The organism is Mycobacterium sp. E2327, assembly GCF_001672675.1.
Classification (GTDB): domain Bacteria; phylum Actinomycetota; class Actinomycetes; order Mycobacteriales; family Mycobacteriaceae; genus Mycobacterium.
In genome coordinates this window covers 17,292-30,566 of sequence record NZ_LZKE01000031.1, presented here as the reverse complement: position 1 = coordinate 30,566, position 13,275 = coordinate 17,292, and the positions used below count along the sequence as shown (strand labels likewise).

General features: G+C 71.9%; 11 protein-coding genes and 1 tRNA gene. 8 read left to right on the top strand and 4 right to left on the bottom strand.

Going from position 1 to position 13,275, the window contains the following annotated elements; genetic code table 11:
* Positions 1-17 precede the first annotated feature (17 nt).
* Positions 18-1,019, bottom strand: a complete 1,002-nt coding sequence (selD, locus tag A5712_RS04265; RefSeq protein WP_369830358.1) for a selenide, water dikinase SelD — start codon at positions 1,017-1,019, stop codon at positions 18-20.
* 19 nt (positions 1,020-1,038) lie between these two features.
* Here selD and A5712_RS04260 point away from each other — a divergent pair.
* From A5712_RS04260 to A5712_RS04250, 3 genes are all read left to right on the top strand, one after another.
* Positions 1,039-1,133: transfer RNA gene (locus A5712_RS04260), tRNA-Sec, on the top strand.
* A gap of 18 nt (positions 1,134-1,151) precedes the next feature.
* Entirely contained in the window at positions 1,152-2,441 is a 1,290-nt protein-coding gene (selA, locus tag A5712_RS04255) for an L-seryl-tRNA(Sec) selenium transferase (RefSeq protein WP_068101795.1), read from the top strand.
* Positions 2,429-4,123 (top strand): selenocysteine-specific translation elongation factor, encoded by a 1,695-nt coding sequence (locus A5712_RS04250; RefSeq protein ID WP_068101792.1) that lies wholly within the window; start codon positions 2,429-2,431, stop codon positions 4,121-4,123. Before selA ends, A5712_RS04250 begins: the two co-directional genes overlap by 13 nt.
* On the opposite strand, the gene A5712_RS04245 is transcribed toward A5712_RS04250, so the two are convergent.
* Entirely contained in the window at positions 4,124-6,298 is a 2,175-nt protein-coding gene (locus tag A5712_RS04245; protein WP_068101789.1) for an FUSC family protein, read from the bottom strand. It abuts the gene before it with no gap.
* 79 nt (positions 6,299-6,377) lie between these two features.
* Entirely contained in the window at positions 6,378-6,842 is a 465-nt protein-coding gene (locus A5712_RS04240; RefSeq protein WP_068101786.1) for a GatB/YqeY domain-containing protein, read from the bottom strand.
* Positions 6,843-6,963: 121 nt separating this feature from the next.
* On the opposite strand from A5712_RS04240, the gene A5712_RS04235 reads away from it, so the two are divergent.
* The 5 genes from A5712_RS04235 to A5712_RS04215 are packed head-to-tail and all read left to right on the top strand — an operon-like array spanning position 6,964 to position 12,249.
* Entirely contained in the window at positions 6,964-8,157 is a 1,194-nt protein-coding gene (locus A5712_RS04235) for a hypothetical protein (protein WP_068101783.1), read from the top strand.
* A gap of 12 nt (positions 8,158-8,169) precedes the next feature.
* Positions 8,170-8,823 (top strand): DUF4129 domain-containing protein, encoded by a 654-nt coding sequence (locus A5712_RS04230; protein WP_068101780.1) that lies wholly within the window; start codon positions 8,170-8,172, stop codon positions 8,821-8,823.
* Positions 8,820-9,962: a DUF4350 domain-containing protein gene (locus A5712_RS04225; RefSeq protein WP_068101777.1), complete on the top strand. Its 1,143-nt coding sequence runs from the start codon at positions 8,820-8,822 to the stop codon at positions 9,960-9,962. Before A5712_RS04230 ends, A5712_RS04225 begins: the two co-directional genes overlap by 4 nt.
* The gene (locus A5712_RS04220) at positions 9,857-10,927 is read left to right on the top strand and encodes an AAA family ATPase (protein ID WP_369830359.1); all 1,071 of its coding nucleotides are present in this window, start codon (positions 9,857-9,859) and stop codon (positions 10,925-10,927) included. The genes A5712_RS04225 and A5712_RS04220 overlap by 106 nt, the downstream gene beginning before the upstream one ends.
* A complete protein-coding gene (locus tag A5712_RS04215) occupies positions 10,927-12,249 on the top strand; it encodes a DUF58 domain-containing protein (RefSeq protein ID WP_068101771.1) in 1,323 nt (440 codons plus the stop codon). The genes A5712_RS04220 and A5712_RS04215 overlap by 1 nt, the downstream gene beginning before the upstream one ends.
* 12 nt (positions 12,250-12,261) lie before the next feature.
* On the opposite strand, the gene A5712_RS04210 is transcribed toward A5712_RS04215, so the two are convergent.
* A complete protein-coding gene (locus A5712_RS04210; RefSeq protein WP_068101768.1) occupies positions 12,262-13,254 on the bottom strand; it encodes a stage II sporulation protein M in 993 nt (330 codons plus the stop codon).
* Positions 13,255-13,275 lie beyond the last annotated feature (21 nt).

Here is a 13,275-nt window from a genome sequence, read left to right as displayed (position 1 = left end):
TCCGAAACCCCGCCCGCTCAGCGCACCACGATCGGGTGCTCGGCGCGGGGCACCAGCTCCCCGATGACGGGCGCACCCGGGATCTCGCCGGCGATCAGCAAACCGCCGGAGGTTTGCGCGTCGGCGAGCAGCAGGGCCTCGTCCTCGCCGACCGCGGACAGGTCGGCGTGCGGCGCCACCCAGTCGAGGTTGCGCCGGGTGCCGCCGCTGACGTAGCCGGCCGCCAGCGCCTCGCGCGCGCCATCCAGATACGGCACCGCCGCCGAGTCGATCACCGCCGTGACGCCGCTGGCCCGCGCCATCTTGTAAAGGTGGCCCAGCAGGCCGAAACCCGTTACGTCCGTTGCACATTCGGCGCCCGCCGCCAGTGCCGCGGCGGCCGCGTCGGCGTTGAGGGTGGTCATCACGTCGATCGCCTGCTCGAAGCGCTCCCCGGTGGCCTTGTGCCTGCTGTTCAGCACACCGATGCCGAGCGGCTTGGTCAGCGAAAGCGGCGTGCCGGGTTTGCCGGAGTCGTTGCGCAGCAACCGGTTCGGGTCCGCGACCCCGGTGACGGCCAGCCCGTATTTGGGCTCCGGGTCGTCGACGCTGTGCCCGCCGGCGAGGTGGCAGCCGGCCAGGCCGCAGACGTCCAGCCCGCCGCGCAGCGTCTCGGCGGCCAGCTCGAACGGCAGCACGTCGCGCGGCCAACCCAGCAGGTTCACCGCGACCACCGGGCGCCCGCCCATCGCGTACACGTCGGACAGCGCGTTGGTGGCGGCGATCCGGCCCCAGTCGTAGGCGTCGTCCACCACCGGGGTGAAGAAGTCCGTCGTCGCGATCAGCGCCGTGCCGCCCTCGACACGAACCACCGCGGCGTCGTCGCCGTGGTCGAGCCCGACGAGCAGCTCGCCGAGCGGGTCGCGCGGCGCGGCCGGCCCGAGTCCGCGGACGATGTCCTCCAGTTCACCGGGCGGGATCTTGCACGCGCACCCGCCGCCGTGGGCGTACTGGGTCAGTCGATATGTCACGAAGTCCATAATTGCTGGCATGGTCCGAGGAGGCGTGTCCGGTCTGGTGACCGGCGCGGTCTTCAAAACCGTCGAACGGCAGACGCTGCCGCTGGCGGGTTCGATTCCCGTCCGCCTCCGCCATACTCCCCCGAGCCTGACATGAGCGACCCGCGCCGACGGGTGCCCGCGACCGACGTCCTGCTCGCCGATCCGCGCCTGGTCGAGGCGCAACGCGTGCTGGGCCGCGCACTGGTGAAGTCGGTGATCGTGGAGGCGCAGCGACGGGCCCGTGCCGGGGAGATCGAGCCCGAGCGCGTCGCCGAGCACGCCGTCGCCGCCCTTCCGGCCACCGCGTCGAGCCTGCGGCCCGTCCTCAACGCCACCGGCGTGGTCGTGCACACCAACCTAGGCCGGGCGCCGCTGTCGCGGGCCGCCGTCGACGCGGTGGTCGCCGCGGCCGGGACGACGGACGTCGAGTTCGACCTGGCGACGGGCCGGCGCGCGCGCCGCGGCCGGGGCGCGCTGGCCGCCCTGGCGCGCGCGGTGCCCACCGCGGGCGGCGTGCACGTCGTCAACAACAACGCCGCCGCCCTGCTGCTGACCGCCCTGACGCTGGCCCCGGGCAAGGAGATCGTGCTCAGCCGCGGTGAGCTGGTGGAGATCGGCGACGGCTTCCGCATTCCCGAGCTGCTGGCGTCCACCGGTTCGCGGCTGCGCGAGGTCGGCACCACCAACCGCACCAGCCTGCGCGACTACGTCGACGCGATCGGGCCCGACACCGGTTTCGTGCTCAAGGTGCACCCGTCCAACTTCCACGTCACCGGGTTCACCTCGGCCGTCGGCGTCACACAGCTGAAGGACCTGAACGTCCCGCTGGTGGTCGACATCGGGTCCGGGTTGCTGGCGCCGCACCCGCTGCTGCCCGACGAACCCGACGCCACGTCGATGCTGCGCGACGGCGCCAGCCTGGTCACCGCGAGCGGCGACAAGCTGCTGGGCGGCCCGCAGGCCGGCCTGCTCTTCGGCGATGGTGAGCTCATCGAGCGGCTGCGCCGGCATCCGGCGGCGCGCGCCCTGCGCGTGGACAAGCTCACCCTCGCCGCGCTGGAGGCCACGCTGACGGGCCCGCCCCCACCGGTGGCCCAGGCGCTGGATGCCGACGTGGCGCGGCTGCGGGCCCGCGCCGAATCGCTTGCCGACCGGCTGCCCCAAGACTTGGGAGCCGTCGCGGTGGACTGCGTCGCCGCGGTCGGCGGCGGGGGTGCGCCGGGCGTCGAGTTGCCCAGCGCGGCGGTGAGCCTGCCGGAGTCGTACGCCGCCGCCCTGCGCGCGGGGAGCCCGCCCGTCGTCGGCCGCCTGGAATCCGGCCGCTGCCTGCTCGACCTGCGCACGGTGGCGCCGGAGGACGACGAGCTGCTGGCGGCGGCGGTGCGGGCATGTTCGTCGTAGCCACGGCCGGGCACGTCGACCACGGAAAGTCGACGCTGGTGCACCGGCTCACCGGCATGTGGCCCGACCGGCTCGCCGAGGAGCGGCGCCGGGGCCTGACCATCGACCTCGGCTTCGCGTGGACCGAGGTCGGCGGCCGTCAGGTCGCGTTCGTCGACGTGCCCGGCCATGAACGGTTCGTCGCGAACATGCTCGCGGGAGTCGGCCCGGTGCCGGCCGTCTTGTTCGTCGTCGCCGCCACCGAGGGCTGGATGCCGCAGTCCGAGGAACACCTGGCGGCGCTCGACGCCCTCGGGGTCCGGCACGGGCTGCTGGTGATCAGCAAGGCCGACCTCGCCGATCCCGGTCCGGCCATCGAGCACGCGCGCGAACGGTTCGCCGCCACCTCGCTCGGCGACGTGCCCGTCGCGATCGGTACCGACCTGGAGCGGGTACGCGCGGGGCTGGCGGCGCTGATCGACCGGCTGCCGCCGCCGGACCGCGACGCCGACGTGCGGCTGTGGGTCGACCGGTCATTCACCGTCCGGGGGGCGGGCACGGTGGTGACCGGAACGCTGGCGGCGGGCACCATCCGGGTGGGCGACGAGCTGGAACACGCCGGCCGCCGCCTGACGGTCCGCGGGCTGCAGTCGTTGGGCCGCAGCGAAATCGAGGTCGGCGCGGTGGCGCGGGTGGCGCTGAACCTGCGGGGCGTGGACCGCCACGACATCGGCCGCGGGGACACCGTCCGGACGCCGGGCGTGTGGCTGGACACCGCGGAGATCGACGTCGGCCTGCGGTCGGCCGGCACGCTGCACCGCCAGCTGGTGCTGCACGTCGGATCCGCGGCCGTGCCGGTGCAGGTGCGCGCGTTGGGGGCCGCCGCGGCGCGGCTGCGGCTGGCGAGCCCGCTGCCGTTGCGGGTCGGAGACGTCGGGCTGCTGCGCGATCCCGGGGAGCATCGGATCGCGGCGGGCATCGAAGTGCTCGACGTCCGGCCGCCCGGGCTGCGCCGCCGGGGCGCGGCGCGCGAACGCGCTGCAGAGCTGGCGGCCGGCCGGGTCCGCCCGCCGGACTGCGCGCGGGCGAGCGACCTGCGCGCGATGGGCCTGCCGGCGCGCGGGCAGCGGGTGGGCGACTGGGTGGTGGACCCGCAGTGGTGGGCCGAGCGGCGCGACCGCGCGACCGAGGCGGTGCGGCAGTGGGCGGGCGAGAACGACGTCGCGGCGGGCATGCCCCCGGAGACGCTGCGGCAACGCACCGGGCTGCCCGCCGCCGAACTGCTGCCGCCGCTGCTCGCCGGCACCGGCCTGGAGGTGGCCGACGGGCTGGTCCGTCCGCCCGGTGCGGGCCTGCCGGCCCGCGTCGACAAGGCGGTGCGTTCGATCGAGGAATGGCTGGCCGCCGAGCCGTTTCGCGCGCCGGAGGCCGCCGAACTGGCCGACCTCAAGCTCGGCCCCCGGGAGCTGGCCGCCGCCGTGCGCGCCGGGCGGCTGGCCCGGATCGCCGACGGCGTGGTGCTGGGTCCCGACGCGTTCGATCGGGCGGCCGATGTCCTGGCGAAGCTGCCGCAGCCGTTCACCGTCAGCGAGGCCCGGCGCGCCCTGGGCACCACCCGTCGCGTCGCCGTGCCACTGCTCGAGCGGCTCGACGACCGGCGTGTCACCAGGCGGGCCGGCGACGGCACCCGGACGATGGCCTGATCAACTCTGGCTGGTGATGGAAACCTTTGTGGAAGAAGGCAGTTCGGCTTGCCCGAGCGGTATCAACTCGAGTTCGCCGAGGGTGGCCGCCACCGTGACGAATGGCTGCGCGGCCTCGACCGCGTTGGCTTCGCCGGCCCTCTCGGCTCGCAAAGCCGTGGCAACTTCCCCGGCCATCGGCCGACCGGTCGTGTCGCTGGACGCTGAGAACCGCTCGGTGACGAACTCCAAGTGGGCCTCCAGCACGGCCCGGGCGGAGGGATAGGACCCACTCGGGGGCAGCGTCCTGATGTCGGCGATCATGTCCGCCGCGAGGCGCAACCACGTGGCCCGGTTGGCCGCCCGCACCACTGGAGTGCGCAGGTCGGCCCCGCTACCCGTCTCCGAAAGATAATGCCGCACAGCGTCATCCACTCTTCGGCTGCACACGAGGGCATCGTGGCTGAGGGCGGCGAGTTCGGAGTCGCTGTCTTCCGAGCGACCCTCGGTGACCCGCAGCACGGCCGCCCGCAGGTAGCGCAAGTTGACGTCCACCGCCGCCCGAATAAGGGCCGACACCGCAACCGTGGCGCCCCGGGGCCACAGCAGCAGCGACACGACCAGGCCGACGGCCGCGCCCATCGCGATGTCTTCGATGCGCAGCAGGCCGACGCGCCAGCCGGCGGGTGCGGTGAGATTGAGGATGACCAGCAGGCTCAACGCCCCCACGGCCTGGGCGATGGTGAACGAAACGAACCGCGGCAGGTAGGTCGACCCGAAAATGGTGATCGGGACCAGCAGCCACAGCGCCACGGGTTCCGGACCGACGGCCCCGACGAGCAGCCCGCCGACGATGATCCCCAGCGTCGTACCCACAACCGCCTGAACGACTTTGGTTCTGGTGGTCAACGCGCTGCTGCTGAGCACCAGCATCGTTCCCACCACAACCCAGAAGCCGTGCTCCACCAGATGCAGATGAGTGACGGCGACCGCCAGGGCCAACCCGACCCCCATCCGCAGGCCGTTGTGCGCCGCGACGGAACGGGTGGCCAGGAACGCTGCCGCCGCCGCCGTGCCGGCGGCGGTCTCCGACGCCAGCCGGTCGGCGAATCCGGTGGGCGGCAGCTGCAGGCCGAGGGCCCGTGCCCACACCGGCCGCGCGTCGGCCGCGGCGGCCGCCGCGATGACCCTGCCGATCAAGGCGATGGTCGTCGTGATACTTCGGCATCCCAGCAGCTGTCGCCCCGTCACACCGGCAGCCTCGTCGTCCGGTGCGTCGAGAATCAGCACCACGTCGTCGCGGTAATTGCGCCGCGCCAGCGACCGCAATTGGGCCAGCACCTCGTCCAGGGTGGCGCGATTTGTGGCGCGATCGGCGAGTTGCGCTGCGTCGAGCAATCGGGAGCAGCATCGCAGGATTTCGACGGCAGGCGGGTTCAGCGTCCCCAACGTCCTCCCGGTGTCGTCGTCGACGAGGTCGGCGACCAGCTCGAGAAGGTCGACGACGCGTACCAGTGCCCGGCTGCCGGCGCTGAGGCCGACCGGCCGGCAGCTGGCGGCCAGGAAGTTCGCCCGCAACGCGTCCATGGCCGCGCTCACGTCTTCGGCCGAACCGGCGCCCTCGATTCGGTCGGCCAGCGCCGTGCACACCTGTCGGACGTGCCGGCGCAGGGCACCGTAGTGCCGCGGCGGAAGGAAGAACAACGCCGCCGGCACGCACAGCAGGACGGCGATAAGCCAACCCAGCAACCGCTCGCCGATGGGCCCGGTCGGCGTGCAGACCGGCCAGACGTAACACAACAGGGTCGCGCGCTGACCCGCGGAGACCGTCGTGCTGAGCAAGCTGGCCAGGGTGGCCGCGATCGCGAGCAGAAACATCAGAGCCACGGCCAGCCAGGGGATTGGGGCGACCAAGGTGCCGACGGAGATCAGGACGATTCCGTTGACGGTCAAGCCGAGGTAACCCACCGCGCGCTGCTGCCGGTTGCCGGGAAACTCGGTGACCACCAGCAGCCAGAAAGCGCCGAGCAGCGCATACAGCGGTGTCACGGTGCCGCCCACTACAGCGAAGGCGACGCCGGCCGTGATCGGCACCATGATCGCCGCCCGGACGGCCCGTTTCAGCGCGTCGCGCTCCGGATCCTCGGTGCGCAACTGCTCCAACGTTTGCCGGATCGAGGGGACCCGGATCAGCATTACCGGATGATAGAGCCGTTGTGGGCGTGGAGTCGTTGCGGGCGACCGCGGATTCCGGCTCACCGCAGAGCAATTGGCCCTACAGGCGTTCCTTCACCGCGGCCGACAGCCGCGCGCCGTCGGCCTTCCCCGCCGCGATCGCGGTGGCCGCCTTCATGACCATGCCCATCTGCTTCATGCCCGGCCGCTCGCCGATCTCCTCGGCGACCTGTGCGATCGCGGTGTCGGCGACGTCGGCCAGCTCCGCTTCCGTGAGCGGCGTGGGCAGGTACTCGTCGATGACCCGGGCCTCGGCGTGCTCGTTGGCGGCGAGCTCACCGCGACCGTTCTGGGTGTAGATTTCGGCCGCCTCGGCGCGCTTGCGCGATTCCCTGGCCAACACCTTGATGACGTCGTCGTCGGTGAGCTCGCGCGCCTGCTTGCCGGAGACCTCCTCAGTCTGGATCGCGGCCAGCAGCATGCGCAGGGTCGCAGTTCGCAGCTTGTCCTGGGCCTTCATCGCCTGCGTCAGGTCGTCCCGCAGCCGGGATTTCAATTCCGCCATGGCTGAGACGCTACGCGCTGCGGCGCCGGTCGAGATTGAGAAATGCCCGGACCGCCGACAGGATGGAGCCCATGACGAACGACGGGCCCGGCCGCGCAGGCCTTGAAGGACACAGCACCCGGTGAACGCGCTGCCGCCGCCCGGTTATCCGGGGTTCCCCCCGCCCGGCCAATACGCACCGCTCGGCTACCCGCCGGCCGGGTATGGCCCCCCACCGGGGTACGGCGCGCCGCCGCCCGGCTACGGCCCCCCGCCGGGCTACGGCCCCCCGCCGGGCTACGGGTCGCCACCGGGCTACGGGTCGCCACCGGGATACGGCCCGCCGCAATTGGTTCCCGGGGCACTCAAGCCCGGGATCATTCCGCTGCGGCCGCTGACGCTCAGCGACATCTTCAATGGCGCGGTCGGCTTCGTCCGGGCCAACCCCCGGGCGACGCTTGGGCTGACCGCGATGGTGGTCGTGGTCATGCAGCTCGTCTCCATGCTCGCGACGTTCGGGCCACTTGCCGCCTACGGCAGGATCACCGTCGCACGCTCCAGCGAGCTGAGCGGCGGCGTCGTCGGAGCGTGGCTGGGCTCGATGGCCGCGGGGATGATCGTCACCTGGCTCGGCGGCATGCTGCTGTCCGGCATGCTCACCGTCATCGTCGGGCGGGCGGTGTTTGGAGCGCCGATCACCATCGGCGAAACCTGGGTCAAGATTCGGGGGCGGCTGCTCCCACTGCTCGGGTTGGCGCTGCTGGAAGGCGTCGCCGTGGCGGCCCTTTTCGGGCTGGTGGCGGTGATCATCGCGCTGTTGGCGGTCGCCGGCGTCCCGGCGCTGGCAGTCCTGTTGGGCTTCCCGCTGGTGCTCGCGGCGATCGTGGCGCTGGTCTACCTCTACACCATGGTGTTGTTCGCGCCGGTGCTGATCGTGCTGGAGCGGCTGCCCGTCATGGAGGCGATCACCCGATCGTTCAGGCTGGTCCGTGGCGGCTTCTGGCGGGTGTTGGGCATCCGGACGCTGACGTTTGTGGTCGCGTCCTTCATCGGCAACGCCGTCGCGCTGCCGTTCAGCATCGTCGGTCAAGTGCTGCTGGTCAGCGGCGGGACCCCGTCCACCGGGGGGTTGCTGCTGAGCAGCGCGATCGCGTCGGTCGGGGCGGCCATCGGCCAAATCATCATCGCGCCGTTCAACGCCGGGGTCATCACGCTGCTCTACACCGACCGCCGCATGCGGGCCGAGGCGTTCGACCTGGTGCTGCAGACCGGCGCCGCGGGCGACCCCTACGCGGCCGCGTCCACCGACAACCTCTGGCTGACCCGGCCGGTGTAGGACCAACTGACCGTGCCCTCCATCGACATCGACCGCGATGCCGCCCATCAGGCCGCCCAGATAGAGCTGGGCAAGCCGATCTATTCGAAAGGCTCGGCCGCCCAACAATTCGCCGAGTGGGTCAACGAACTGATCTACCGGCTGCTGGACAAGACCGCCTCGATACCCGGCGGATGGTTCACCACCAGCGTGCTGCTCATCCTGCTGGCCATCGCGGTCGTGGTCGCCATCCGTATCGCACGACGCACCATGCGCACCAACCGCGGCGGCGACTACCAGCTGTTCGAGGCCTCCCAGCTCACCGCTGCGCAGCACCGCGCCACCGCCGAAAGCTATGCCGCGCGGGGCGACTGGTCGGCGGCGATCCGGCATCGGCTGCGGGCCGTCGCGCGCCAACTCGAGGAGACCGGCGTGCTGGAACCGGCGCCCGGCCGCACCGCCAACGAGCTGGCCCGGGACGCAGGCGCGGCCCTGCCGCACCTGGGCAGCGAATTATCCGACGCCGCAACGGCATTCAACGACGTGACCTACGGCGAGCGGCCCGGAACCGAGGCCGGCTATCGAATGATCGCCGCCCTCGACGACCATCTGCGCTCGCGCTCGCCCGCCGCGGCGCCGGCGGCCGGCCCGCCCGAGGCCACCGACTCCTGGGCGCAGGTCCGATGACGGCGACGCGTCCGGTGGCGCCAATGCCGTTGCGGCGCTGGCGAACATGGGCCTGGGTGGTCCTCACCATCGTCGCGCTCGCCGTCATCGCCGGCGTCAGCGCCTACCTGACCGCACCGCGCCCCGGCGCCCGGATGGATCCGAAATCGACCGAGCCGGACGGGGCGCGCGCGCTGGTGACGCTACTGCGCGACGGCGGCGTCGAGGTGGTGGTGGCCGACACCGTCGCCGACGTCGAACGCGCGGCCCGGCCGGGCACGCAGATCCTGGTGGCGCAGAGCCAATACCTCACCGACACCGCGCTGCTGGACCGGCTCGGCAACGCCCCCGGCGATCTGCTGCTGGTGGAACCGACGGTGCGCACCCGGGAGGAGCTGATGCCCGGGGTGCGCATGTCGGCCGGCAGCATGGCATTCGACAAGAGCCCGAATTGCTCACTGCGAGAGGCGAACCGCGCCGGAACGGTGCGATTCGGGCCCAGCGACACCTACCGGGCGACCGACAACCGGGCCATGACGAGCTGCTACGACGGGATACTCATCCGGTACCGCGACGACGGGCGGATCGTCACGGCGGTCGGCAGCACCGACTTCATGACCAACGGGAGCCTGCTGCAGGCCGGTAACGCCGCCCTGGCGATGAACCTCGCGGGCGCACGGCCCCGGCTAATCTGGTACGCGCCCCACCGCGTCGAGGGTGAAACGTCTTCCCCGTCAAGTGTTTCCGATTTGATCCCGGAAAACGTGACCTGGATCGTATGGCAGCTGTGCGTCGTCGTACTGCTGGTTGCCCTGTGGAAGGGCAGCCGGCCGGGCCCGCTGGTGGCCGAGGAATTACCCGTCGTCGTGCGCGCGTCGGAGACCGTCGAGGGCCGCGGCCGGCTCTACCGGTCCCGGCGCGCCCGCGACCGCGCCGCCGCGGCGTTGCGCACCGCCACGATTCAGCGACTGCTGCCCCGGCTCGGCCTGGGCCCGGGCGCGCCGGCTCCCGCGGTGGTGGCGACCGTGGCCCGGCGCAGTGGCGCCGACGCGGGATTCGTTTCCTACCACCTGTTCGGGCCACCGCCGGCCACCGACCACGACCTGCTACAACTGGCCCGTGCGCTCGACGACATCGAAAGGCAGGTCACACGAACGTGACGCAATCACAAACCCCGACCGCTGAGGCGGCGCGCGAGGCGCTGTTGGCGTTGCGGTCCGAGCTGGCCAAGGCCGTCGTCGGGCAGGAGGGGGTCGTCAGCGGCCTGGTGATCGCGCTGTTGTGCCGCGGGCACGTGCTGCTGGAAGGTGTTCCGGGCGTGGCGAAAACGCTGTTGGTGCGCGCGATGTCGGCCGCCCTGCAGCTGGAGTTCAAGCGGGTGCAGTTCACTCCCGACCTGATGCCCGGCGACGTCACCGGCTCGCTGGTGTACGACGCGCGCACCGCCGCGTTCGTGTTCCGGCCGGGCCCCGTGTTCACCAACCTGCTGCTGGCCGACGAGATCAACCGCACCCCACCCAAAACGCAGGCCGCGCTGCTCGAGGCGATGGAAGAGCGTCAGGTCAGCGTCGAGGGCGAGGCCAAGCCGCTGCCCGACCCGTTCATCGTCGCCGCAACCCAGAACCCGATCGAGTACGAGGGCACCTACCAACTGCCCGAGGCCCAGCTCGACCGGTTCCTGCTAAAACTCAACGTGACGCTGCCGTCGCGCGACGCCGAGATCGCCATCCTCGGCCGGCACGCGCACGGCTTCGATCCCCGCGACCTGTCGGAGATCAACCCGGTGGCCGGGCCGGACGAGCTCGCGGCCGGGCGCAAGGCGGTGCAACAGGTCCTGGTCGCCGACGAGGTGCTGGGCTACATCGTGGACATCGTCGGGGCCACCCGCTCGTCGCCCGCCCTGCAGCTGGGCGTGTCGCCGCGCGGTGCGACGGCGCTGCTGGGCACCGCGCGGTCGTGGGCCTGGCTGTCCGGCCGCAACTACGTCACCCCCGACGACGTGAAGGCCATGGCCCGCCCGACCCTGCGGCACCGGGTGATGCTGCGCCCCGAGGCCGAGCTCGAAGGGGCGACGCCCGACGGCGTGCTCGACGGAATCCTGGCGTCGGTGCCGGTGCCACGCTAGTGATCCTGACTGGGCGCACCGGGCTGCTGGCGCTGATCTGCGTCCTGCCTATCGCGGTATCGCCTTGGCCCACAAGGGCTTTCGTGGTGCTGCTGGTGTTGCTGCTGGCATTGGTGGTCGTCGATGCCGCGCTGGCGGCCAGCACCCGTGCGCTGCGCTATACCCGTTCGGCGGATTGTTCGGCCCGGCTCGCGCAACCGGTGCATGTCACGCTGCAGGTGCACAACGACGGCCGTCGGCGATTCCGCGGCCAGATCCGCGACGCCTGGCCGCCCAGCGCATGCGCCGAGCCGCGCATGCACGCCGTCGACATCGCGGCCGGGCAGGCGCAGCCGCTGGAGACCCGGCTGCGGCCGGTTCGGCGCGGCGATCAGCGCGCGGCCGCGGTCACGGCGCGGTCGATCGGGCCGCTGGGGCTGGCCGGGCGGCAGGGTTCGCGGTCGGTGCCGGGTCAGGTCCGGGTGCTGCCGCCGTTCCTGTCGCGCAAGCACCTGCCGTCGCGGCTCGCCAAGCTGCGCGAGATCGACGGCCTATTGCCGACGCTGATACGCGGGCAGGGAACCGAGTTCGATTCGCTGCGTGAGTATGTCGTCGGCGACGACGTGCGCTCCATCGACTGGCGCGCGTCGGCCCGGCGCGCCGACGTGGTGGTCCGCACCTGGCGCCCCGAACGCGACCGGCGCGTGGTGATCGCGCTCGACACCGGGCGCACGGCGGCGGGTCGCGTCGGCGTCGACCCCACCGCCTCCGACCCGGCGGGCTGGCCCCGGCTGGACTGGGCGATGGACGCTGCGCTGCTGCTGGCCGCGCTCGCGTCGCGGGCCGGCGACCACGTCGACTTCCTCGCCCACGACCGGGTGAGCCGGGCCGGCGTGTTCGGCGCGTCACGCACCGAGCTGCTCGCCCAGCTGGTCGATGCGATGGCCCCGGTCCAGCCGGCGCTGGTCGAATCAGATTGGCGCGCAATGGTTGCCACCATCCTGCGGCGCACCCGGCGGCGGTCGCTAGTGGTGCTGTTGACCGACCTCAACGCGACCGCCTTGGACGAGGGCCTGCTGCCGGTGCTGCCGCAGCTGTCGGCCAAGCACCACGTGATGATCGCCGCCGTCGGCGACCCTCGTGTCGATCAGATGGCCGCCGGGCGCTCGGACGCGGCCGCGGTATACGACGCCGCGGCCGCCGAACGCTCCCGCAACGACCGGGGCGCGATCGCGACGAGGCTACGGCGAGGCGGCGTGGAGGTCGTCGACGCCCCGCCCACCGAGATCGCGCCCGCCCTCGCCGACCGCTATCTGGCGATGAAAGCCACCGGGAGACTGTAAGTTTCGGTGGGCTCAGCCGGTCGGCACCACGTCGGGCGCGTCTTCGACGTCGCCGGTCTCGCCGGCCTTCGCCGCGCGCCGGCCGAAATACACGATGTAGGACAGGAACGCGGCCTCGGCGATGACCCCGATGCCCACCCGGATAAACGTCGGCAGCGGTGACGGCGTCACCAGCGCCTCGATCAGGCCCGAGACCAGCAGCACACCGACCAGCCCGACGGCGACCGAGACGACGCCACGGCCCTGCTCGGCCAGCACCTGCCCGCGGGGGCGATCGCCCGGCGAAATCACCGACCAGCCCAGCCGCATCCCCGTTGCGCCGGCAAGGAATACCGCCGTCAGCTCCAGCAGCCCGTGGGGGATCAGCAGGCCCAGCAGGACGCCGCCCTTGCCGGCCTGAAACATCAGCCCGGCGATCAACCCGAGATTGGCGGCGTTGTTGAACAAGATGATCGGGATCGGCAACCCCAACACCACCGACATGGCGATGCACTGCGCGGCCACCCACGAGTTGTTGATCCAGACCTGCAGCGCAAACGCGGCGGCGGGGTGTTCGCTGTAGTACGACGCGACATCGTGGTTGACCAATTCGTCGATGTCACTTGGCGTTCCGAGGGCCGACTGCACCTCAGGATTGCCGGCCACCCACATCGCGATGATCACCACGACGGCGAAAAACGCCACCGCCGTGCCCAACCACCACCGCCAGGTGCGGTACGCCACCACCGGGAACGACACCGTCCAGAAGCGGACGAACGTGCTGCTCAGTGGCGCATGGGCGCCCGTCACCACGGAGCGGGCCCGCGCGACCAGGCTCGACAGCCGACCGATGAGCAGCGAATCCGACGACGCCGACCGCAGCATCGACAGATGGGTGGAGACCCGCTGGTAAAGCTCGACGAGTTCGTCGACCTCCGCGCCCGTCAACGACCGGCGCCTCTTGACCAACTGGTCGAGCCGGTCCCACGTACCGCGATGGGTCAGCACGAATGCGTCGACGTCCACCCTGCGCAGCCTAATCGGCCT

Coding starts and splice junctions, on each gene's coding strand:
- selA (WP_068101795.1), top strand. CDS start 1,152: ATGAGCGACCCGCGCCGACGGGTGCCCGCGACCGACGTCCTGCTCGCC.
- A5712_RS04245 (WP_068101789.1), bottom strand. CDS start 6,298: ATGCTGATCCGGGTCCCCTCGATCCGGCAAACGTTGGAGCAGTTGCGC.
- A5712_RS04225 (WP_068101777.1), top strand. CDS start 8,820: ATGACGGCGACGCGTCCGGTGGCGCCAATGCCGTTGCGGCGCTGGCGA.
- A5712_RS04240 (WP_068101786.1), bottom strand. CDS start 6,842: ATGGCGGAATTGAAATCCCGGCTGCGGGACGACCTGACGCAGGCGATG.
- A5712_RS04250 (WP_068101792.1), top strand. CDS start 2,429: ATGTTCGTCGTAGCCACGGCCGGGCACGTCGACCACGGAAAGTCGACG.
- selD (WP_369830358.1), bottom strand. CDS start 1,019: ATGGACTTCGTGACATATCGACTGACCCAGTACGCCCACGGCGGCGGG.